Here is a 24,075-nt window from a genome sequence, read left to right as displayed (position 1 = left end):
GTCTCCAAACCTATTTACCATCAATGAAAATAAAAGAGGGAATAGTCTATATTCCATTATTGAGTGGCTTTAAGGAGGGCGTTATCGATTGTATGTAAAGTTCCTGGATGACATATAAACGTGGCGCAAAATATGCTATTATAGGGTATTTAGAACACCACCAATAGGGTAAGAGGACCACCTAATGAGCGTTGATGCCAGTTACGATTCAAATAATATTAAAGTCCTAAAGGGTTTAGATGCAGTAAGAAAAAGACCCGGGATGTATATCGGTGATACGGATGATGGTACAGGTCTGCACCACATGGTTTTTGAAGTTGTTGATAACTCTATAGATGAAGCACTGGCAGGATACTGCAAAGAGATTTTTGTTACTATTCATTCCGATGAGTCAATTTCTGTTAAAGATGATGGACGTGGTATCCCTGTTGATATTCATAAAGAAGAAGGGCGCTCTGCTGCAGAAGTGATCATGACAGTACTTCACGCAGGAGGTAAGTTTGATGATAACTCCTATAAAGTATCAGGTGGTTTGCATGGCGTTGGTGTTTCAGTAGTTAATGCCTTATCAGAAGAATTGCATTTGACAGTGCGTCGACATGGTAAAATTCACGAACAACATTACCGCAATGGCGTTCCAGAAGCGCCCATGGCAGAAACAGGCGATGCAACAACGACTGGAACTCAAATTTGGTTTAAACCGAGTGCTGAAACATTCTCTAATATTGAATTTCACTACGATATTTTAGCAAAAAGACTAAGAGAATTATCCTACTTAAATTCTGGCGTCTGCATCCATTTGTTTGATGAGCGCAGTCAAAGACAAGATACATTCCATTATGAGGGTGGGATAAAGGCGTTTGTCGAGCACCTTAATAAAAATAAAAACGTCATTATACCTACAGTGTTTTCTATGAGCGCTGAAAAAGATAATATTGTTGTTGAACTCTCTATGCAGTGGAATGATTCTTATCAAGAAACCCTTTATTGCTTTACAAACAATATTCCACAGCGTGATGGTGGTACTCACATGGCTGGATTCAGGGCTGCATTAACCAGAACTTTAAATAATTATATCGAAAGTGAAGGTTATGCCAAAAAGGCCAAAGTATCGCCAACAGGCGATGATGCTCGTGAGGGATTAACAGCGGTTCTTTCCGTTAAAGTTCCCGATCCCAAATTTTCGTCTCAAACAAAGGATAAGCTTGTATCTTCAGAAGTAAAATCAGTTGTTGAATCGAGTGTTGCCGAAAAATTCAATGATTTCCTCTTAGAAAATCCAGCCTGTGCAAAAGCAATTGTTGCCAAAATTATAGATGCTGCACGTGCAAGAGAAGCTGCGCGACGTGCTCGCGAAATGACTCGTCGCAAAGGTGCATTGGATATCGCTGGGTTGCCCGGAAAACTGGCTGATTGTCAAGAAAAAGACCCTGCCTTATCAGAGCTTTATCTGGTAGAGGGAGATTCTGCGGGCGGTTCGGCGAAACAAGGGCGGGATAGAAAGTTCCAAGCGATTTTACCGCTCAAAGGAAAGATATTAAATGTCGAAAAAGCACGTTTTGATAAGATGCTTTCATCGCAAGAAGTGGCTACACTGATCACAGCCTTGGGATGTGGTATAGGACCCGATGAATATGATCCCGATAAAGTCCGTTATCATCGTATTATTATCATGACCGACGCCGACGTCGATGGCTCGCACATCAGAACCTTATTACTAACCTTTTTCTATAGACAGACTCCAGAATTGCTAGAGCGTGGCTACATCTACATTGCTCAGCCCCCGCTATATAAAGTGAAGCGCGGAAAACAAGAGCAATATGTAAAAGATGATGAAGCATTATTTGAATATTTAACACAAAGTGCTTTAGATGGAGCAGCATTCTACCCAGCAAAAGACGCTCCTCCAATTGCTGCTACCGCATTAGAAGATTTGGTACAACAATATCGGCGGGCTGAAAAAATTATCAAACGTTATAAAAGAAGATATCCGACAGATATCCTAAAACGGGTAGCATATTTGCCCATGTTGCACAATGAAGATTTTAACCAGCAAGAAAAAATAGCAAATTGGTGTAAACAGTTGCATTTGAGTTTGCAACAACTAGGTAGTAAGACGGAGCAGTATCAGGTCGAGACACATGCTCTGGAAGATACAAACCAATTTATTCCACGAATCATAGTTACCCAGCATGGAATGGATAATTACATCCCTATGAATGTCGAATTTTTCAACTCTAAAGACTATAAAGAATTAGCTAATCTAGGTTCCAAATTAGCAAGTTTAGTAGAGGAAGGAGCGTATGTTAAACGGGGTGACAAGGAGTTGATGGTAGAAAGCTTTGAACAAGCCTTAAACTGGCTTATGGAAGAAGCCAAAAGAGGTCAGGCTATTCAACGCTATAAAGGTCTGGGAGAAATGAATCCAGATCAGCTGTGGGAGACAACTATGGATCCCGCTGTACGCCGTATGCTGCAAGTTAGCATTGAGGATGCAGTTGCTGCAGATGCGATTTTCACGACATTGATGGGAGACAATGTTGAACCCAGACGTGAGTTTATCGAAAGTAACGCATTAGAAGCTGAAAATATAGACGTATAAAGTGTTGCGTGTGAATATTCAATTAGAAAACTAATCAACATAGCCTGGGTGAAGGCGTGAGCTAGAACCCAGGAACTCTTTGCAAGTATGAAGTGTTCCCTTTGCAAGTAAGCCAATTATTCCGGTTGTTCCTAATTTAAAGTAATAGCATTGGTACGTATGATGGAGATAAAGGATTTAATTACATCGATATAAGGAAATACAATGAAATTGAAACTAAATGGCTTCCCATTTAAATGGCTTGTTACACCAATTGTACTCGGTTTATTGAGTGTGCAGGCTTATGCATTAGCAAAAGCACCAGGGGTAGCGCATCATCCAATCCATTATAAACCAAATACACCTCATTTTATCCCCACAGGATTAACACCAAGCCAGGTACGAGTAGCTTATGGATTTAATTCAGTCAACTCGCAAGGAAAGGGACAGGTTATTGCGATTGTAGATGCTTATGACGATCCAAAAATTGAAGCAGATCTAGGCGTGTTCTCGAAACATTTCGGATTACCTGCGTGTACAACAGCAAATGGCTGTTTTAAGAAGATCTATGCAAGCGGTAAAAAGCCAAAAACAGATGCTGGATGGGCCGGAGAAATTGCTTTGGATGTCGAGTGGGTACATGCTGTGGCGCCTGCAGCAAAAATAATTTTAGTAGAGGCTGCAGATGATAGCATAGATAATTTATTTAAAGCCGTGCAAGTTGCCGTAAAAAACGGAGCTACCGTTGTCTCCATGAGCTGGGGTGGAGATGAGTTTCCTGAAGAAACTTCCTATGATGCACTATTTAATAATCCAAAGGTCACTTTTGTAGCCTCATCCGGTGATAGCGGCAAGGGAACCCTCTATCCTGCATCATCACCTTATGTTTTGGCGGTCGGCGGAACTACGTTACTTGTTGATAACTATGGAAATTATCAAGGAGAGGAGGCATGGTCAGGAAGTGGTGGCGGAGTGAGCATTGTAGAACCATGGCCTGAGAATCAAAAAAAATTACCTATTCCAAAATCCAATAATAAGCGGGGGGGTCCAGATGTAGCTTATAATGCGGATCCAGAAACAGGATTTTCAGTTTATAACTCTGTTCCAAGTAGCGATGGTATAGGTTGGGCCGTTGTCGGTGGTACAAGCGCAGGTGCACCGCAGTGGGCAGGAATCGCGGCAATTACAAATTCACTCTATTCTAAAGTATATGGCACTCATTTTATTAGTGCTATCTATGCGGCCGCAAACCCCAGCACTGGAAAATACCATTACAATTTTAATGATATTACCACAGGAACTAATGGAACATGTGGATATTACTGTGCTGCACAAAAAGGATATGATTATGTGACTGGATTAGGTACTCCAGAACTTGGCAGTTTAATTCATGACTTAGTAAATTATAAATAGAGATTAGGTCGATTTTGCCGAGCACATTCTGACTCTTGATCCGGTCTTCTGATTAAGAGTCAGTCTCATTTGAAAAAATTCATTGAGTTAACATCGATTTTGTTGCAAAAAACATGCAACTCATTAACGTTAGCGTAAGAGCTCATAGATAAAAGAATAATGCATGTCTAACCGCATTATTATCCAAAAAATATATAAAAATCAGTAAAATACATAATTGTTTTGTTTGAGTAATCATAAGCACGCATGTATAATCTTTCGTCTTTGTGAATCTAAATTCAACATCTCTTTGGGGTGCATATGATTTTTATAATTATTGGAGGAGCGTCTGGCTCCGGGAAGACAGGACTCTCCTTGCATTTACTGGAAAAGCTAAAGCTCAATGGAGTAAGTGCACAAATACTTAATATGGATGATTATTATCGTGAGTGTCCTGAAGAAGTTAATCTTGAAGAATATCGTAGAGATACAAATTTTGATACACCGGAGATGCTTCATTTAGATTTATTAAAAGAACATATTGCTTTGCTTCACAATGGCAAGTCAGTGACCAAACCAATTTTTGATTTTAAGACAAACCGGCGTGTAGACGAAGAGCAGGTTCATCCATCCGATGTCATTATTATAGAAGGCATATTTGCGCAGTATTTTTATAAAAAATATTGGTCATTCAAGGTGACAGTGGTTACAGCGAATGTTGCAACCGACAGTTATGCAGACATTATTGAGCGTCGTATCAGTCGTGATATAGAGCATCGCGGACGAGTTCGTAAAGACTGTCTGCAGCAGGAACGAAAATATGTTGGTCCTGGCTTCCTAAAATACACCGCGAGCAGTTCTATGGGTGCAGATACCTATGTTACCAATGATCATCGTGATGGGTTAGATGGTCAAAATGTAATTTTGGATGCTGCAGCCGATGAAATTATTGCCACAATAAATAAAAAAATGGAAGAGCAACAGCTGGATGGAAAGCAGGAGACTGGCGAAGATATCGGAGCTAAAAATACTTCACCAAATGTTCGAGAATTGGTAGCTAAAAGTCATTTACTAGCGGGAACTTTATTTCAAACTCGTAAATTTGAAGGACATTTTAACGGCGTTTTCGGTGATTTTAAAGGAACGTTCGTTAAGGAGTTTACCGAAAAAGAGGAAGAAGAAATCATTGCTCAATATAAGTCATGAAGTTATAGAGCATGTGGGCGGCTTACTGTGAGGTGCACTTGAAGATCCCATAACCCTCAAGATAAAAACAGTCTCTCTTCTTATCAGAAATAGATGAAAGAGAGACATTTTCTTACGGAGAAATAAGATATATTAAACGTTTAGTGTGCTGCATCCTTGCAGCGGAGTACATCCCATGTACTGGTCCCTGTAGTTTGACTTCCTGTCAGACAATTCCGTGTCGTCCTTTATAGTTAGAGTATAGTCTTTTGGTTGCCGTTGTCATTGCGTGGATAGAGCAACAGAGCGTAAGAAATATCTCAAAGAGGAACACGTGTTATCTTGGGTTCCTGCTGGGTAATGCAATGAATTCCACCACCTCCTGCAAATACATCCAGTGCATCAATTTGGGTAATATGATAACCCGGATATAATTGAGTAAATAACTGGTAAGCTGCCTTATCCTGTTGTTCATAGCCAAAAGCAGGCATAACAATCCCTTTATTCGCTAAATAAAAGTTGATATAGGATAAGGTTAATCGCTCGCCATCAAGGTACGTTGCTGGTGGTTGCTCCACAGTATAAACTTCTAACTTTCGACCTTTTGCATCAGTTGTTGATTTAAGAATTTCCAGATTTTCGTGTAAAGCAGCATAGTTCGGATCTTCTTTATCATGGGTAATAAGACATAAGACTTTTCCAGGAGCGATAAAACAGGAAATCTCATCGACATGACCATCAGTTTCGTCACCTAATAATCCTTTGTTTAACCAGATAATTTTTTGAGAACCAAGAAAATCATACAGGTAAGTTTCAATCTCTTGTTGACTGAGCTGGGGATTTCGATTGGCATTGAGCAGGCATTCACGAGTAGTTAAAACAGTTCCTTCACCATCTACATGGAATGAACCGCCTTCCATAACCAGAGGTGCTGCAAAGGATAAAGCATGGGTTTGTTTAATGATTGCTGCGGCAATTTGGTTATCCAGCGCACAATCTTGATAGTTACCACCCCAAGCATTATGAATCCAATCGACACCGGCTAATTGATGGTTTTGGTTTAACAAAAAGGTCGGTCCGGTATCCCTTGTCCATGAGTCATTGATGGGAAGGGTAAATAAGGTAATTCCATCACCACATAAGCTTTGCGCCGAGTCTTCATCACCTGGATTGACTAACATAGTCACGGGTTCATATTGAGCGATGGCTTGCGCAACCCGGGCATAAGCTGCCCGGGCTTTTTGCAGACCTATTTTAGACCAGGTTTCAAGATGACAAGGCCATGCCATCCAGCAGCGCTCATGCGGATGCCACTCAGCGGGCATGAAAAATCCACTTTGTTTTGGTGTCATCTTATCTTCTCCGAATGTTTTCGTCTAAATAGGTTAATTGAGAAAAAATGCTTCTTAATTCATTTAAATATAAAAGCGTTGTTTCTTTAGGTAGCTCTGCTTGAATTAGCTGCTTTTCATAGGATTGAACGAGTTTTTTTGTATCAAAATGAGCAAGATTCAAGACATTGGTTACGGTGTCACCATAAACCAAATCATTGAGCTCAAACTGTCCATCATCAAAGAGTTTGACATCCAGTGAGTTAGTATCCCCAAATAAATTATGCAAATTACCCAATATTTCCTGGTATGCACCAACCAGGAAAAAACCCAGAGAGTAAGGATTGTTGCTATCATAGGGGGGTAACATTAATGTTGAGTTCACACAAGAACTGCCAAGATATTCTTTAATGGTGCCATCCGAGTCACAGGTTAAATCTTGTAACACACTGTGCATGACGGGTGGTTCTGTCAGTTGTGAAATGGGGGCAATTGGAAAGATTTGTCCGATAGCCCAAGCATCCGGAATCGATTGGAAAAACGATATATTGCAAAAAACCTTAACGGCCATGTCTTCATTGATTTTTGCCAATAAAGCTTCTTCTGTAGGATTCTCTACATTGAGCCGCGTTTTAAGTTCCAGGCATATATTAGTATAAAAAGCCTCTACTTTAGCTTTTTCTTGTAAGCTAATAACCCCATGCTTAAACAAGGAATGGGCTTCATTCAACGAATGTTCTGCATAGTTATAGATTTCAATGGGTGAGCTTGCAGTAATTGAATGATAGGTATCATAAATATCGCGAATCACATGCGAGTCTTCATTAGTAATTTCCGGAAGAGAGGGAGACTTACTCATTATTTCTATATCGCTAATATCAGAAATTAAAACGGCATGATGGGCTGTTAAGGCTCTACCTGATTCTGAAATAATGTTTGGTTCTGGAACATTTGCTTCCTGACATAAATATTGAATGGCGAGGAGAATATGGGTGGCATATTCGCGCAAGCTGTAGTTCATGGAACAACCCTGATTCGAATGGGTCCCTTCATAATCCACGCTAAGTCCACCACCCACATCAATAGTATCTATTGGTGCATTGAGTTGGCGTAACTCGACATAGTAACGCGAGACTTCTTGCATGCAGTGGCGAATGTCATGAATATTGGCTATTTGCGAACCCAAATGACAATGCATCAACTGCAGGCAATCAAGCATGTCATGAGCTTTTAATTGATTCACTAACTCGAGGACTTGCTTTGCAGTAAGGCCAAATTTGGATTTAACCCCGCCGGTATGTTCCCATTTTCCTGCGCTTTTAGTAATTAAACGAATGCGAACACCAAGTGATGGTTTTATTTTCAGGCGAGCAGATTCTTTTAAAATAATATCCAACTCAGAGATTTTTTCAATAACAATAAAGACTTTATGTCCCATTTGTTGGGCGATTAACGCGGTACGAATATAATAGCTGTCCTTATACCCGTTACAAACTATGGTGCTGTTTTGTTGATTGCCCAGCATGCCAATGACCGCCATGAGTTCGGGCTTTGAGCCTGCTTCCAGTCCTATAGAGTGGTTTGGTGATTTCAACAATTCGCGAACAACGCTTTGCTCTTGGTTTACTTTAATAGGATAAACCAGTTTGTAGTGCCCTGTATATTCGTTCTCTTCTATGGCCTGAGAAAATGCTTCATAAATGCGATGCACACGGTCATGTAAGATATCAGAGCAGCGAATTAGCAGCGGTAAATGCAATCCAGCCCTACTCGCAGCATTAACAATTGCCTGCAACTCGACACCAGGTTTTCCTGGTGCCTTACTCATTGCAATATTCCCTTCGGCATTAATACTGAAGTATCCCTCACCCCAGTTGTTGATGTTATATAAATTTTCTTCAGATGGTGCACTGATGTTCATAATATCGATATTCCAAAGGGATTAACGTGATGTTACAAGTTCATGGTAAGTTGAAGGTTCTCGCTGCTGTGCAAAAGGAAACAATCTTCCCCACAATGCACGTTGACTAAAGTCTAATTCTGCTACGAGTACTGCCGGTTTGTCGCGAGATGCTTGCGCCAAAATTTCACCCATAGGTGTACTAATGAAACTGCTACCATAAAATTCCAATCCATCTTCACAACCAATTCTATTGGCGGCAATGATAAAGGTATTACTCATGATTCCCTGTGCAACCATAACCTTTTGCCACATCGGTTGCGTATCTATTTCCGGAGCAGTAGGTTCACCACCTATCGCGGTTGGATAAACCAAAATTTCTGCACCCTTCAAACCATAAATTCGTGACAACTCTGGAAACCATTGATCATAACAGGTTGGTAATCCCCATTTATGTCCTGCGATTTGATGAACGGGGTAATTGGAGTCCCCTGGTTTAAAGTAGAAGTTTTCATGGTATTTTTCGCCGCTGGGGATATGTTGCTTTCTAGTTATTGCAATAAGCTCTCCCTTATTATTGTATGCCACAGCAGTGTTATAACCTGCTTTTTCAAATAGGGATGCTGTAATGCATAAATTATAAGCCTTTGCCATTTTACTGACGAACTGGGCAGTAGGGCCGGTATGAATATCCTCCATAAAAGGAGTAGGATCTACATCTGAACGCGTGCAGAAATAAGGGCTTAGGGTGAGTTCTTGCAAACAAACTACAGCAGCTCCTTGTTGTGCTGCGGAATGGATTCCGGAAGTCAGTTTGTCTTGATGTTCCTTAGGGTTTTCGTGCCATTTTTCTTGTACTAATGCGACAGTCAGTTTTTCTTGCGTCATTAACTTACCTCTCTTGAAATTAAGGATCAAAAAAAAGCGCCCTTACTTTGTAAGGGCAGATGTATTTAAAACCAAGTGTTAGTGGGAGAACCATCGTGTGCGTCTTCCTCTTCGTTAAAGTAAGAGAGTTCTTTTTCATCAGCATCACTACTTGATTCAAGTTCTTCCTTGTTTTGTATTGTTCTGCTCGACATGTTGAGCGAGCTCTTAAACAAGCTATTGGGATTGGTGGCTTGAGATTTATTTTTCTCATGCTCCGTGCTTTCTTTTGCACTCATGGAATCAGCAATGAGCTTGAACGGATTGGTTTCATCAAATGCTTCAGTGTGCAACAATTCCAAGTTACGCTTGATTGATGCTTGAGCCTGAGACTCGAGAGCACCTAATTTTTCTCCAATTGTTGCTTCATGCCCATTCAATAAAGTGCGAAACATATTAACGAACATTTTGCAGGTTTCTTTATTAAAATCGCGACTTGTAAAAAATTTCTCTGGATTGTTTCCTAATAACAATCGTTCAATATTTCGACGCAGCATGAATGCAATTTGAGTTTTTACTTCAAGAATATGTTTGGGGAACGCGATGCTTATGTTATGGGCGATTTGACTTCGTTCGTGTTCTGGGGCACATAAGGCGACTCGTTCCGCAATTGCTGATTCATTACTTTCCAATACTTGCTCGGCGAGGGTACTAAAACGATGAAAAGAAGCTGGATTAAATTCCTTTCCTGAAAATAACGTGTGTGGTGCTTTATTTCGAGGGTCAAGTAATGATGTGATACGCTGTCTGACTTGATAGGCTTCAGTAATTACGGAGTGAAATGTTTCTTCACTTGTAGCCAAGCTTTCCAACGATTTAATTTGATGGCCATATTGTTTGAACTTTGAGTCAGGGCAGGCTGCAATGATCTTGGTAGCAAGAGAGACTTGTTCTTTGGCGCTTAATGCATTGAGCTCCTTAGCATTCTTTGCCAATGCGTCACCATCGCTCAGATGCTCGTAGGGATTTTTGAGTGCTGTTAAGTCGATACGAGTAAATGCCATTTAATCCTCCTTAATGAAGATGAGAAAGTGTAATGAACAATTATACAAAGGAGTTTCTCCAGCAAAAATGATAAATGTTATCTCCTTTGTTCTCTTCCGGCATGAGTAACCGAAATTCCTTGTTGAGTAGAATTCAGAGTTAAATTTGCAAACTATAGTAACGGATTAAAATCGAGCTGTCATGAAATTAATCTAAAGTTTTATCAAAAAATGTCGAATAAGTGATCAGATGCATGTTTTGCCTTTAATAAATACAATAACAACAAGGAGTGGGCAATGTCTAAAACTCATTTACTACAAGACCCCTTTTTAAATGAATTACGTAAAGAAAAGGTGCCTGTATCTATCTTTCTGGTAAACGGAATCAAATTACACGGTATCGTGGATTCTTTTGATCAATATGTAGTCATGCTGAAAAACTCGATCACCCAAATGGTTTACAAGCATGCAATTTCTACAGTAGTTCCTTCACGCGCAATAAAAATGCCTGCTGATGAGGAAAACTCTGGAAGCGAAGGAGCGGAGGAAGGCTAGGAACTTTAGTATGCCATATCCTTTACTGCCATTAAGCAAGGTCCATATGTGCGAAAAGTTGTCATCCCCGCGAAGGCGGGGATCCATGCTTAAAAGAAGCGCACTGCTATTTGTAGAAATAGATTACCGCCTTCGCGGGAATGACAAAGGTTTTTAATTTAACGGTAGCTGCAGTAAGCCTTGAGAGTTGATTCGCCAAGCTAATCTCCAAGTTTACTTCATTTCATTAGTAATGACCTATGGCGTATTTTAAACATAGCTTATTACAGAATAATCCAGCTCTTCTTGTTTTTCCGGGACTTGGCTGTGTACATTCTCAACAGCAGTTCTAAATGCAGTCAGTTTTGCATTTAGTGATTTCCCATGATCTTCGCCTTCTTTGCTTCTTGGCGAGAAATTTTTAAGGCCTATGTCGATCTTCTCAAGCAATTGCGAATGTGTGCTATTCACTTCCTCGACGTTATCAATTGGCGCCTTTTGATAGGCTTGCAATGCTGCTTGCAGCTCCTCGAGGTATTCTTCTCTTTTTTGTGACTCTGTTTTATAACCAAAGCACCCTAATACTAAAGCTGCAGCAGAGCTGAAAAAATCTCTGAAGGCGAAGGTGCTCTTTCGTTCTTTTAGATAATTGTCAAAAATAGATTCTTCCCCAAAGTATCTTGTTTTCAAATCAGCTCGAGCTTGTCCAAATTGTTCTGTGCTCGTAGTTGCCTTCTCAATCGCCTTATTAATTGCTTGCTTAGTTCCTATCTCATCATAAGCCATTTTAAAAGTATTGAGTTTAGCCTTTAATTCTGCTAGGCGTTCTATTTTTGCCTGGATCTCAGGCTCTCTAGTCTCACGCTCACTGATATAGTTCAGAAGGGTCACGAGTTCGCTTTCCTCAAATTCTTTAATGTCGGAGAAAAGCTTTTGTCTTGCTTGCGCTGCATTTGGAGACAATTTTGTTTCCCTTTCTTTAAATCCTTCATATCCAGCAATAACATGATCTAAGTGCTCTAAAATACTGTCCTTATCTTTTTGGTCCTCTTCGGCTTCTAAATCTGCAAAAAGGGTCGGAAGAGAGTGTCCTCCGTTTAACGTTATCAACGTATAAATCTCTTCTCCAGTAAGCTTTAATGGATCCGTATTTCGTTGTTTTTTAATCATTTCGAGATTTTCTTGAAATAGGTCCGGATCATTGATCTTTACTGGCTCAGATTTTCCATATGATATGTAATAAAGTTGACTAGCCTCTTTGCTATAGATATAGCATTTTTTATATGTTCCAAGTTTATCGTTATCAAACTCCTCCTTAGTAGGTAAGTCATCCAGCAAATGGAGGTCACACCCTTCTTTAGGAGAAGGCTTATAGAGCATTTTAAAATAACCAATTTTGTAATGCATTTGGAGCACTGGTTCACGTTCTTTTTTCACAGCAGGATTGTTATTTATACGAATTCTAGTTAAAGAAATTCCCAAGTCACTTTGTTCAAAGAGCTCAATCTCTTTTAGTAATTTTCTTCGAGCTAACACCATGTTTGGTTCACATGCATCGACCCTCCTATCCAATTCAGCATAGACGAAATTAATTTTTGGTAAGTGCTCCAAATCCTCAATACTATTTTTTACTTGGATAAGTCCTTCAAGCATTTTCTTTGTTGCATCAACTTTCTTCTTCACAAGCTCATTGGAGTTCTCCATAATGACCGTCAATTGCGGTTCAATTTCGTTTTCGAAATGTTTAATTTGCTCGTACAGCTCACCTCTTTCGTCTGGGCTCATTTGTTCTAACAAACTAGCCTTTTGTAATAACTCGGTGCTTTTTATTTGAGTGACGGCAAGTTCTTTGAGTTGTAACAGTGCGTTTTGTTTCTCAGCAATTTTAATGCTCAGCGTAGCATAGGTATTCTCGATTCCTTTATCCTCCAAAGAGGCGGTAAGCTGTTTTTTAAGATCTTGGAACTCAGAAGCCAATTCAGGACTAGGAGGTACCTGTTTCCATTTTTTTTCTAATGAGTTGATAGTTTCTTGTACTTGCTTAATCAATTCTGCAACTGATTTTTCCCAATATGTTTTCCTCTCAGTTAAAGGACGACAAATCGTATTTAGTTGTTCCTCAAGATCAGCTGATTGGGCCAATAATTCTTCATTAGCAAGATTGGCAAGATTTTGAAATAATTGATCGAAATTAGCTACGCTTTCCCCAATATCAGCAAGTGCATATTCAAGTTTGAGCATATCTGATGCCAAGATTGCTTGCTGATTACTAAATTCATCATGTTGCATAGTCAAGTCGGCTTGTTTAACTTTTTGTTCTAATTCTGATTTTCCTTGGTTCAAAATATCTAATAGTTCATTTGTTTCTTTTTGCTCTTTGTGTAATTGTTCTTGTTGGGTTTTTAGTAAATCTAATCGTAGTTCGCCTTCTTTTTTTTGATGAGTGGCCTTTTGATAGGACTTTTGTAGACTCCAAAGGTTTTCTTCGGCAATCGATTCACTCTCCGGTTGTTCATCCTGACCTTCAAGTTTAATCTTTAATTCCTTATCGATAAGTTCAATTTTGGCTTCGATGTCCTTAGAAACCTTTTGGAAATCTGATTCATGTTGCCTTGATCCTAAAAGATAACTCGCCCAATCAATTCCATAAGTTATATTTGCACCATAGTACGCGTTACCGTTTTGCGCTCTTTGATACAAGTTGTCATAAAATTCATTTGAGCCACACTCCAAATATTTTATTAACTCCGCTTGTGGGATTTTATCCGCGGGGATGTAGAAGCCCTGGTGCTTACTCAAATCTTCCTTAAATTGTGTTAATTTTTCCTTGGTTTCTAATAAAAATAGCTCACGATGCTTTCTCTTAATTTGGAGCTTTTTGATAGAATCTCTTTGCTGTTTGATTGCTTCTTCAGTTGTGCTAATCTTACTTGCTACTTCTGTTAGTTGAGACTTATGAGCTTGCTTAGAAGATAAAGCTCTTTCATATCTAATTTGGGTTCTATGGTAGTCATAATTAACGTAACTTGAATATTTTTTAGAGTCTTCTTTTTTTTGAAATGTTTCTTGAATACGGCTAGAGGCTTGCTTGGTGGCCCCGTCTCGGTTGAATTTTATTAATTCACGATTAATGCGGCTTTTCTCCAATGTTGCTGTTTGTATTAATTTATTAACGGCGTTGATTTGACTTTCCATTTCTGTGAGCAGCTGTTTTTGCTTCTCACTACGAGCTTTTTTAAAGATATCTTGATAGGGAAATTCTTCAGGCCATGCTGGCAAAGCATCATTTAAATCTGTAGATGCCAACTTTTCCTTTCCTTTAACCAGTTTATCGTGGTAGTCATTAAGTTCCTTTAAAGCCTTATCATAAGCGTCTCTATTAGCCGTTAATTTCACGCTATTGTCTGCATCTGTCGATAAAACAACGTTCAAGCTTATCTCAGGAAACTCACCGGTGACACAAGGAGGTTTGGGGATAGGAAGTCGAGATAATGCTGTATCCTTATCAATATAATCTCTTAATGAAGTAACATCTGCAATATGTAAATCAATAAATCCTTGGTCCTTAATTAGGCTTGAAATCATTATCTCAGTTACCGAGAAGGCTTTGTCTACAATAGATTGACCTTGCTCATAAGTGTCTTCCAGAGCCGTCGCAATTCGCTCTTCGCGCAGTTCATCTGCTACAAATTCTTCAGCGACCAATCGGGTCCACTCTTTTATTATCAATTGTGATTTTAGAACAGAGTTGGATATCTCAGTATTCAATGCCCGAATAAATGGTGATGATATAATTTCTTTAGGCAGGTTTCTTTCATCATTTTCTTTTTTCCATCTCTCATTAAACTCAGCAAATTTTTGCATTTCTATTTTTATTTCTTCATATTTTTGCTTCAAATCTATGAGGTGTGTTTGCACATTCTCGAGATGAGTTTGCAATGCTGTCGTTTCAGTAGGTGGCTCCTGCTTTAAAATCGAATTAACATTAAAAAAAAGCCTTTCTGCGTCGTTTATTTTTTTCTTTAAAGGTTCGAACTGGTTAAACCATTGCATCCTTCTCTCTGTTTTAAATTCTAAATATTCCTTACTTTTTTCAAGGTTAGAATGGATCTCATAAATATATATTCGCCAATCCAAAGTCCATTTCAAACTTTTCAAAAGGTTTTCTGCTGGTTTTCGAACTTTCCCCACACCTCGTAGAGATTCCGGAAGCTCTGCAAGTGCCTGCTCACTCAGTGCTGTTTCTAAAAATGTCTGTAGCGCCTTTCCTACTTGATAGGTTCGATCATCAAAAATTTTGGGAACCCAGGTTGAATCTAGAGAATTAAAGGATTGGGTGATGACATTTCTATTTGTAACTAAAGTAGCAGATATCTCAATGTAACCAGCATTAGGTTTAGGAATAGAATTAGCAATATTAAAAACTGCCTGCAATACTTGACGTGAATACTTGTCCTGTTGCTCTTTGGTCGCAAGCGCTATTTGTTTCTTAACTTCTTGCCGTGTTTTCTTATCTTTTTCTTTTATAGTGACAGTTTGAGGTAGCTCGAAAGAGTCTGGCAAAAGGTTTGGGTTGATAAACAATAGATCTGAAAGCTCTTTGTTTAATTTCTCAGTGTTGGTGGGTAATGCTGTATCTCCATTGATTTTTATCAATTCGTTCTGAAGCGTTTCTACCGCCGCAAATATTGTCTCAAACATTCGGATTACCCCTGGTTAGTCTCTGCTTACTTCCTACTCATTCAATCCAACCTTCTTACGATTATTATAATTGTTGTAGATTAATTTAATATTAACATCGCAGATTGTTTTGATCAAATTTGTTATAATCTGATAATTTGTTGTCTAACTAATAACTAAAAGATATGTAGGGAGACTATTTGGAGGCCTCTAGTTCTCAAAGTGTTTGCCAACATGGTGTTTTTTTTCTTCTTTTGACATAATACTTATCCTATTTTTTCGGAGAAAAACCTAGTGTTTGAACGTCCTCAAGGTGGCGAGCGAGCGGTATTGGTGCAACTGGCATTACCGGGTGTTGATGCAGATAAGGCATTGCAGGAATTTGAAGAGTTGGCTCTTTCGGCAAAAGCGGAAATTTTAGATTGTGTTTTAGGGACTCGCGCAACGCCTGATGCCAAGTATTATATTGGTAAAGGTAAAGCAGAAGAGATTGCCCAGCTGGTTAAAGCGCTTGATGCAGAGTTGGTTTTGGTCAACCATGAATTATCCCCATCACAAGAGCGAAATCTCGAACGTTTATGTGAATGTCGGGTAGTCGATAGAAGCGGTTTGATTCTTGATATTTTTGCCCAGCGTGCACGCACGTTTGAAGGGAAACTGCAAGTCGAACTGGCACAATTACAACACTTATCAACTCGCCTGATACGCGGTTGGACCCATTTGGAGCGGCAAAAAGGGGGTATTGGTTTGCGAGGTCCAGGTGAAACCCAATTAGAAACAGACCGTCGCTTATTGCGAGAACGCATTAAATACATTAACAAACGTTTGGAAAAAGTACGCAGCAGCCGCGATCAAAACCGTCAGGCTCGACGCAAGGCTTCTTTGCTTACCGTGTCTTTGGTAGGTTATACCAACGCCGGGAAATCCACTTTATTCAATACATTGACCGGGGAAAGCATTTACGTGGCCGATCAGTTGTTTGCTACATTGGATCCCACCATGCGCCAGCTTAATTTACCCGGTTCTTCCTCAGTAATTTTAACCGATACAGTAGGATTCATTCGTGATTTACCGCATCAATTGGTTGAAGCCTTTCGCGCGACCCTAGAAGAGACTCAACAGGCGGATCTATTGTTGCACGTCATCGATATTTCTGATCCGCATTGGCGAGACAATGTGTTTTCAGTACAACAAGTTTTGGATGAGTTGGGAGTGCATGATATCCCCATCATTCAGGTATTCAATAAAATTGATTTAAAAGAAGGCTGGGCGCCTAAAATTGATTACCAGGAAGGAAAATGTAAGGTATGGATTTCTGCCGCAGCGAATTTGGGATTGGACTTGCTCAAAGAGGCAATAAGTACTCAATTGCATGGGGCGGTTCTTGTGGAACAGGTCGTACTCAAACCAACTCAGGCAAAATTACGTGCACAACTGTATGAGTTGGGTGCTATTTTAAGTGAATCACATAATGAAGATGGCGATTGGCTATTGAAGATCCGCCTCACCCAAGCCCAAAAACAACGTTTGTTTGCAATGAGTAGCCCACCATCATTGTAAATTGCTAATAGCCTGGGTGTACCGTTCTCTCAGGTCTATACATACCGCGCAACCCAGGGTTTAGAGACACATGTCAGAAGGTAAGACTATTGTCGAACAAGAACATTTTGGATCGCGCCTATTAAAAAAACTCAAGTTTATTCATGCAATGAATGCACCGCTATAGAGAATCATCTTTGGTATTCTCTTCGAGTGAACCAATCAGGATTTAAATTCAAATCCATCCAGGTAATTACATTGTTGCTTGTACGTGTCTGGAAAACACTGAGTCATTGATCGTGCTGATGGAAAAATTACTCAACAACGCTCATTGCCAGTGAGTTGGATATGTGCCCTCTTTTTTATGCACTCCATAGACATCTATAAAGTCGTGAAGATAAAAAAACACTCATTTAGCATGAAAATTGTTCAATTAGGACTTATACTAACAATAGTGTTTTTTGGTTGTAACGGTTTTAATCAGAGCGTAGTAATGGAAAAATCAGATGTAGAGTTGTATAAAAAATTCACAATAACCAGAAAAATTAATAGCATATGTATACTAGTAACACCGTTTATTGCAACACTTTACTGCAAAGCTAACAACTTAAGCAAGCTTGTTCTAACTATTTTCAGGGGTATAGCTTTTGAAATCCCTCCATTTTTTTGGATGACTGCATATCATCGACCCTATAAATTCTCCGTTCTCGCCCATGGTGAAGGTTGGCATAATCGCCATCATGCATTTCCCTTCCCGGCGAGACATAGGCCTTTAAAATGGCAAATTGATTATTTATTACAGTTTTATTTATCTCTTTTCGGATTGGTCAACGAAGTTAGTTTGCCAACAAAAGAACAAATTAAAAAAGAATAATAATGAAGTGATATAAGTTAAATCAATTGGAGAATCGACGGTGAATGATTATCTACAATTAAAAGTTTATAATATCGCAGATCTTATTAGCATCAATACACAAAAAAATCCCCATGCATTAGCTTACCGATTCATCGAATCTGATCGTTCGATACAGTCTCTGACCTTTGCAGAGTTAGAAGCTGAAGTGAATCGATTTGCTGTTTATGTTAGCCAATATGTTAATCCTGGCGATAGAGTCATTTTAGCGGCGAGACCTGGATTGGAATACATTATTAGCTTTTATTCCTGTCTAAAATCAGGCGCGATTGTTGTTCCGGTTTTCCCTCCTGTGAACAGTGCAATGACGGAACGGTTTATTCATATTGTACAAGATTCTACACCAACCCTTGTGGTGAGTGATATGAAGACTCATACACTATTAAAAAAAGGGTTGTTAGTTAACAAATTTTTACCTAAAAAATTAAAAAGATATTCGGGCATTAATGACAGTACCGATCAATTACTCACGCTAATCAATCGACAGCGAATTAAATTAATTGCCAGCGAAGAAAGAAAAAAAATTAATATCGAACAAGCGATACAACCTCTTACAAAAACAGAAAATATAGCATTTTTGCAATATACCTCGGGATCTACAGGTGATCCAAAAGGGGTAATGCTCAGCCATGCCAATTTGTTAGATAACTTTGAAGTGATTCGTAATGCTTTAGATCATCGCGAGGGAAGCCAAATGTTTTCTTGGTTGCCTCCCTACCACGATATGGGATTAATTGCAGGTATTCTTGAGCCTTTATATGCGAATATACCCTCAACATTGATGTCGACCATGGACTTTATTTCACGACCATTAAATTGGTTAAGGTATATGTCAGAGTATGGATGTACTACAACAGGAGCTCCAAATTTTGCTTTTGAACTTTGCATTAAAGCCGCTAGAGATTTAGATCAATCCAAAATTAATTTAAGCCGCATAGAAGTGATAGCTAATGGGGCAGAGCCAATAAATCCTCATACGTTAGAACAATTTTATAAAACATATAAGGCATGTGGTTTACGTGCAGGAACCATTTTTCCATGTTATGGGTTAGCAGAAGCAACAGTTATGGTTTCAGCAAAGCCGATTCTACAAACAGAAAAAATTATATCGCTTGATACAAAATCACTGGCGAAAAACTCAGTGGTTTTGACTGACGCTCCAGACAGTACACGTCTTGTTAGTTCAGGTGTTCCTCAAATGAATGTTGTCATAGTCAATGAACGTACACAAAGTATCTGTCAATCTAATGAAGTCGGTGAAATATGGGTAAGTGGAAATTCTGTTGCAGGGGGATACTATAACAATAGTGAAGCAACCGATACTATTTTTAATAATTCCATTAATGAAGAGAAGTCCGCTACAAAATTTCTAAAAACCGGAGATTTAGGGTTTATTTATGAGAATGAATTGTTTGTGTGTGGACGATTTAAAGATTTAATCATATTAAATGGAGAAAATTATTATCCTCAAGATTTTGAATATACAGTAATTCAAACTCGCAATACTACAAATATAGTTAACTGTGTGTCGTTTTCAGTAAATATCGATAATAAAGAAAAGTTATGTATTCTATGTGAGCTGGATAAGAACATGACAAATCAAGTTAGCTCTTTTGAGTGCATTTGCAAAGATGTGGTATTGGCTGTGACTGCAAAACATGAAATTACACCCCATTCTGTTTATTTATTACCGCCAAGAACTATTGAAAAGACTACTAGCGGAAAAGTAAGACGAAAGCAAATGAAGAATAAGCTGATGAACAATGAATTAAATTACTTATATGCTTGGAAAATAGGAGAAACCGAAGATATTAATCAAAATATTAACTTAACGAGAACAGAAAAAGAGGTGTGCGACTTATTTACTGATGTACTAAATATTCAAGTTGGAATTGATAATCAAATTGTACGAACTGGTATTGATTCAATAGATGGAATACAAGTAGTAAATCGAATAAAGGATAAATGGGGCATTGACATTGATTTACATCGTTTCTTCACTAACATAACGCTTAGAGAGTTAGCCAGTTATATTGATAACCATAAAAATAAATGTGAAGTGAATCAAATGGAATGCAATCTGAACTCAGAGAGTTCGGATGATAAATTTCCATTAACCGCCGCACAGTCAAGCATGTATTTTATGAGTAAACTCCATTCGCAATCTCCCATATATCATCTATACATGATATTTGATATTAAAGGGGAATTGCATGTTGAAACGTTAATATATGCTATTAATGAAGTTGTTAAAAGACATGCAGTTTTTAGAACCTTCTTTGAATCATGTGATGGTATTCTCATGCAACGCATTAAAAAAAGCGAGAGCATTAAAATACCCATTTATAATTTATCTGAAAATGATCAAACAGAAAGCAATGATGTATTAAAAGAATCAATACAGCAAGAGACTGAAAAGCTCTTTAACCTGGAGACGGGCCCATTAATAAGGGGTTGTCTCTATATTTTGAACGATAACACCTATAAATTATTAATTTGTGTTCATCATATTTTGGTAGACGGGTGGTCACTTTCATTATTTTCTGAAGAGTTAACTACCTTTTACAATGCAGGCATGAACAATGCAAAATTTGTTCTCCCTAAATTACCGATACAATATTATGAGTATTCCCAACAACAAAACGTTAACTATAATCGTAGCTATTCGAAGCTAATTGAGTATTGGAAGAATGAGTTAAATAATGCTCCCTCTGAATTACTTTTACCCAAAGATAGGTCTAGAGACTCATTAAGGGGGCACTCTGTTGATAAGGTTAAATATCTAATTCCTCGAGAAGTAGCAAATCAATTAAAACAGATGAACCATCGCCAACATACCACTTTATTTATGTTTTTATTGACTGCTTTTCAAGTATTGCTCTCGCGCTACTCTGGTCAAAGCGACTTCGTAATTGGTATCCCAACAACACACAGGCGTCAATCTGGATTGGAAAAAACAATCGGATATTTTATCAATACGCTCCCAATTAGGGCTACCTTAGATGAAGGAGAAACATTCAACAGCTTATTAAGGAAAGTAAAAACAAAAGTACTTGATGCACTAAAAAATCAGGATATTTCTTTTGATAAAATTGTTAATGCGCTGAATAGACAGCGCAATGCAAATGGAACTTCGTTATTCCAAGTCATGTTTGTTTTACAAAAACATACTAAGCCACAAATGAATATGGAACATCTCGATGTAACCGTATCTTATCATAATGTGGCCTCCGAGTATGATTTGACTTTAGTATGTGAGCCAGTTGAGGATGGCATTGACTGTTCATTTGAATACGCTACATCTCTATTTGATAGAGATACTATTGAGAGAATGACAGAGCATTGGGGTATTTTATTACAAGAAATTACGAATAAATCAGAGGAAGAAGTAGACAAATTGTCGTTAATGACGCCTAAAGAATTGCAAAAAATTGTAGTTGAATGGAATAGAACGGAGTCCAATTATCCAAAGCTTAAAACGTTACAAGAATTATTTGCTGAAATGGTCGATGCATACCCTAATAATACTGCATTAATGTTTAATAATGAAAAGTTAAGTTATAAAGAACTTGATGTAAAAACAAATCAATTAGCCTCCTATCTTCGAAATAACGGCATTACAAGTGAGTCTTTTGTCGCTATAAGTTTAGATAGAGGAATCAATCTCATCGTCGCTATTCTGGCTATAGTTAAATCTGGAGCCGCTTTTGTACCTTTAGATATAAATTATCCAGATGAACGATTAAATTATATGCTAAACGATACTAAACCCTCATTAATCATTACCCAAGAGCAATACTGCACGCGATTTGATAATTTTTTAGGGCGTGTCGTTTTCATTGAAGAGTTGGGCGATAAATTGTCAGACATAAGAAACTATGAACATGATATTGTTTGGAGTAAACCTAATAGTGCGGCTTACGTCATGTATACATCAGGCTCAACAGGTATACCTAAAGGGGTTGTCGTTGAGCACTACAATATCGTTAGATTAGTTAAAAATACAAATTACATCACGATTACTTCAAAAGATGTAGTTGCGCAATCATCAAATATATCTTTTGATGCATCTACATTGGAGATATGGGGGGCATTACTGAATGGGGCCTGTTTATGCATTCTTGGTTTTGATGAGGTACTTTCTCCGAGCAAACTGAAAATGGCAATTCAAAACAATAAGATATCAATTTTATGGTTAACAACCAGTCTATTTCACCAAATTGCTCATTATTCTGAACCTGTTTTTTCTAGTTTAAAATATCTTTTAGTAGGAGGAGAAGCGTTAAATCCTGCAATAGCAAGTAAAGTAATGAATAATAAAATAGGTAAACCAGGATATCTGATAAATGGTTATGGTCCAACAGAGAATACGACATTTACAACAACCTTTACCCTTAAGAAAGAAATGGATTTTAACAAAACCATACCAATAGGTAGTCCGATCAGTAATACTTCAGTCTATATTTTGGATAAAAACTTGGCTCCTGTGCCGATAGGAATAATTGGTGAATTATATGCTGGTGGGGATGGCGTGTCTCGCGGTTATCTAAATCAATCAGAAAGAACAAAAGAACGATTTATTCCTGATCCCTTTTCAAATAAACCAGATAGCAAGATGTATAAAACAGGGGATTTATGCCGTTGGTTAAAAGACGGTACCATTGAATATATAGGAAGGATTGATAACCAAATTAAAATACGAGGATTTAGGGTTGAGCTGGGCGAAATAGAAAATTTATTAAATAGACAGCCGCAAGTACAGGAATCTGCTGTAGTAGCCTGTGAAGAAGGAGGCGAAAAAAGACTTGTCGCTTATGTTGTTTTAAATACTAGTGAAATTAAAGACAACAGAGATGTATTAGTGGCACAATTAAAAATGCAACTTCCTGAATATATGATTCCTAGTGCATTTATGTTTATGGATAAACTTCCAATAAACGAAAATGGCAAATTAGATCGTAAAGCATTACCCAGTCCGCAACATGTTGCTTCATGTTCTGAGTATGTTGCTCCACGCAATGAATGTGAATCGATACTTAAGCAAATTTGGGAGGATGTATTACAAGTTTGTCATATTAGTGTAACTGCAAATTTTTTCGACTTGGGAGGGCACTCATTAAAGGCTATTGAATTAATGCATGCCATTAAACAACAGACTGGCGTCGAACTCAATGTTTCTACCCTATTCAATGCACCAACGATTGAGAGTATGGCTCAACTACTAAGTAAAATGCAATCGACTACATCTCCCTTGGTAGAATTAAAAGAAGGTGGAAATTTACCCGTCTTTTTTGTCCATCCGGTAAATGGCAATCTTTTAGGATATACAACATTAATCAAAAAACTGGACAAAAATCAGTCTGCATATGGTCTGCAGCAAACCCCGTTACAGCAATCTAAATCCATTAAAGAGATGGCTGCTCATTATATAAATGCCATGAAGCAGGTTCAGCCTAAAGGGCCATATCGACTTGTTGGTTGGTCTTTAGGTGGTGTTATTGCTCATGAAATATCCTATCAATTGGAACTTCAAGGAGAACGGTTGATTAAACTATTAATGATTGATAGTTATCCTTTGAATCATTTGTCGGAAGCAGTGTGCGAAAATGAAGCGCTTGTCTGGTATGATTTGTATCATGAGTTAAATCATCGTTATAACTTGCAATTAAATAAATCGTTCAATGAACTCAAAGGGATGACACAACAAGAATGCCAAGATTACCTGACTTTACATGCCAAGAGATATAATTCAACAATAAATTTTGAGCCTCTTTTTGAGCAGATAAAAGCCAATTTGCAAGCTGGGAAAGACCATCAGCCTGGAGCAATCACGGCGGATGTTTTCCATATTCAAGCGAGCGAAACAGCTCTGTCTCCAGAGACTTGGAAACCCTATTTGGCGAGTATGGTTATTTATAAATTCGCTGCAAATCACTATAGTTTATTAACTGAACCGGTCATTGATGATCTAGTATCTTTACTAAATTCGAAGGTATTAACATGATAAAAGATGGCTTTGAAACTCCTTTTTCATTAAAGCCTTATTTCTTTTTCTTATCTTCATTTTTTAGTTTTTTTAAATTGGAACCAACTTATTTATAAGTATTAAA

Annotated in this window: 12 protein-coding genes; 7 read left to right on the top strand and 5 right to left on the bottom strand. The window is 38.2% G+C overall.

The genetic code is table 11. The features are described 5' to 3' along the window. Positions 1–184 precede the first annotated feature (184 nt). From gyrB to DGG96_RS10000, 3 genes are all read left to right on the top strand, one after another. Positions 185–2,602, top strand: coding sequence for a DNA topoisomerase (ATP-hydrolyzing) subunit B (gyrB, locus tag DGG96_RS10010; protein WP_110142533.1), 2,418 nt, complete (start codon positions 185–187; stop codon positions 2,600–2,602). Positions 2,603–2,806: 204 nt separating this feature from the next. Next, complete coding sequence (locus DGG96_RS10005; protein WP_110142532.1) at positions 2,807–3,994, top strand: S53 family peptidase; 1,188 nt, start codon at positions 2,807–2,809, stop codon at positions 3,992–3,994. Between the two features lie 300 nt (positions 3,995–4,294). Next, entirely contained in the window at positions 4,295–5,179 is an 885-nt protein-coding gene (locus DGG96_RS10000; protein ID WP_110142531.1) for a uridine kinase family protein, read from the top strand. 299 nt (positions 5,180–5,478) lie between these two features. Here DGG96_RS10000 and DGG96_RS09995 read toward each other — a convergent pair whose 3' ends face one another. The 4 genes from DGG96_RS09995 to DGG96_RS09980 all read right to left on the bottom strand — a co-directional run bounded on the left by DGG96_RS09995 (position 5,479) and on the right by DGG96_RS09980 (position 10,320). Further along, entirely contained in the window at positions 5,479–6,510 is a 1,032-nt protein-coding gene (locus DGG96_RS09995; RefSeq protein WP_110142530.1) for an agmatine deiminase family protein, read from the bottom strand. 1 nt (position 6,511) lies between these two features. Further along, the gene (speA, locus tag DGG96_RS09990) at positions 6,512–8,410 is read right to left on the bottom strand and encodes a biosynthetic arginine decarboxylase (RefSeq protein ID WP_110142529.1); all 1,899 of its coding nucleotides are present in this window, start codon (positions 8,408–8,410) and stop codon (positions 6,512–6,514) included. Between the two features lie 21 nt (positions 8,411–8,431). Continuing rightward, a complete protein-coding gene (locus tag DGG96_RS09985) occupies positions 8,432–9,277 on the bottom strand; it encodes a carbon-nitrogen hydrolase (RefSeq protein WP_110142528.1) in 846 nt (281 codons plus the stop codon). 65 nt (positions 9,278–9,342) lie between these two features. Further along, entirely contained in the window at positions 9,343–10,320 is a 978-nt protein-coding gene (locus tag DGG96_RS09980) for a lpg0008 family Dot/Icm T4SS effector (RefSeq protein ID WP_110142527.1), read from the bottom strand. A 276-nt stretch (positions 10,321–10,596) separates the two neighbouring features. Between DGG96_RS09980 and hfq the strand changes: the two genes are divergently transcribed. Then, positions 10,597–10,854 (top strand): RNA chaperone Hfq, encoded by a 258-nt coding sequence (gene hfq, locus DGG96_RS09975; protein ID WP_110142526.1) that lies wholly within the window; start codon positions 10,597–10,599, stop codon positions 10,852–10,854. A gap of 249 nt (positions 10,855–11,103) precedes the next feature. On the opposite strand, the gene DGG96_RS09970 is transcribed toward hfq, so the two are convergent. Continuing rightward, a complete protein-coding gene (locus DGG96_RS09970) occupies positions 11,104–15,534 on the bottom strand; it encodes a coiled-coil domain-containing protein (RefSeq protein WP_110142525.1) in 4,431 nt (1,476 codons plus the stop codon). A gap of 273 nt (positions 15,535–15,807) precedes the next feature. Here DGG96_RS09970 and hflX point away from each other — a divergent pair, with 273 nt between their 5' ends. The 3 genes from hflX to DGG96_RS09955 all read left to right on the top strand — a co-directional run bounded on the left by hflX (position 15,808) and on the right by DGG96_RS09955 (position 23,969). Further along, positions 15,808–17,073: a ribosome rescue GTPase HflX gene (gene hflX / locus DGG96_RS09965; protein ID WP_110142524.1), complete on the top strand. Its 1,266-nt coding sequence runs from the start codon at positions 15,808–15,810 to the stop codon at positions 17,071–17,073. A 472-nt stretch (positions 17,074–17,545) separates the two neighbouring features. Further along, positions 17,546–17,926 carry a hypothetical protein gene (locus DGG96_RS09960; protein ID WP_126955479.1) on the top strand — a complete coding sequence of 127 codons (381 nt, stop codon included), beginning with the start codon at positions 17,546–17,548 and terminating at the stop codon, positions 17,924–17,926. Between the two features lie 40 nt (positions 17,927–17,966). Continuing rightward, a complete protein-coding gene (locus DGG96_RS09955; RefSeq protein ID WP_110142522.1) occupies positions 17,967–23,969 on the top strand; it encodes a non-ribosomal peptide synthetase in 6,003 nt (2,000 codons plus the stop codon). The last annotated feature ends 106 nt before the right edge of the window (positions 23,970–24,075 follow it).

The sequence above is a fragment of the Legionella qingyii genome (genome assembly GCF_003184185.1).
Note: the sequence above shows the minus strand (reverse complement) of the source record. Positions and strands in the feature narration are given on the sequence as shown.

Bases quoted from the DNA above. Each gene is read 5' to 3' on its own strand.
- gyrB (WP_110142533.1), top strand. From the start codon at position 185: ATGAGCGTTGATGCCAGTTACGATTCAAATAATATTAAAGTCCTAAAG.
- DGG96_RS10005 (WP_110142532.1), top strand. From the start codon at position 2,807: ATGAAATTGAAACTAAATGGCTTCCCATTTAAATGGCTTGTTACACCA.
- DGG96_RS10000 (WP_110142531.1), top strand. From the start codon at position 4,295: ATGATTTTTATAATTATTGGAGGAGCGTCTGGCTCCGGGAAGACAGGA.
- DGG96_RS09995 (WP_110142530.1), bottom strand. From the start codon at position 6,510: ATGACACCAAAACAAAGTGGATTTTTCATGCCCGCTGAGTGGCATCCG.
- speA (WP_110142529.1), bottom strand. From the start codon at position 8,410: ATGAACATCAGTGCACCATCTGAAGAAAATTTATATAACATCAACAAC.
- DGG96_RS09985 (WP_110142528.1), bottom strand. From the start codon at position 9,277: ATGACGCAAGAAAAACTGACTGTCGCATTAGTACAAGAAAAATGGCAC.
- DGG96_RS09980 (WP_110142527.1), bottom strand. From the start codon at position 10,320: ATGGCATTTACTCGTATCGACTTAACAGCACTCAAAAATCCCTACGAG.
- hfq (WP_110142526.1), top strand. From the start codon at position 10,597: ATGTCTAAAACTCATTTACTACAAGACCCCTTTTTAAATGAATTACGT.
- DGG96_RS09970 (WP_110142525.1), bottom strand. From the start codon at position 15,534: ATGTTTGAGACAATATTTGCGGCGGTAGAAACGCTTCAGAACGAATTG.
- DGG96_RS09960 (WP_126955479.1), top strand. From the start codon at position 17,546: ATGGAAAAATCAGATGTAGAGTTGTATAAAAAATTCACAATAACCAGA.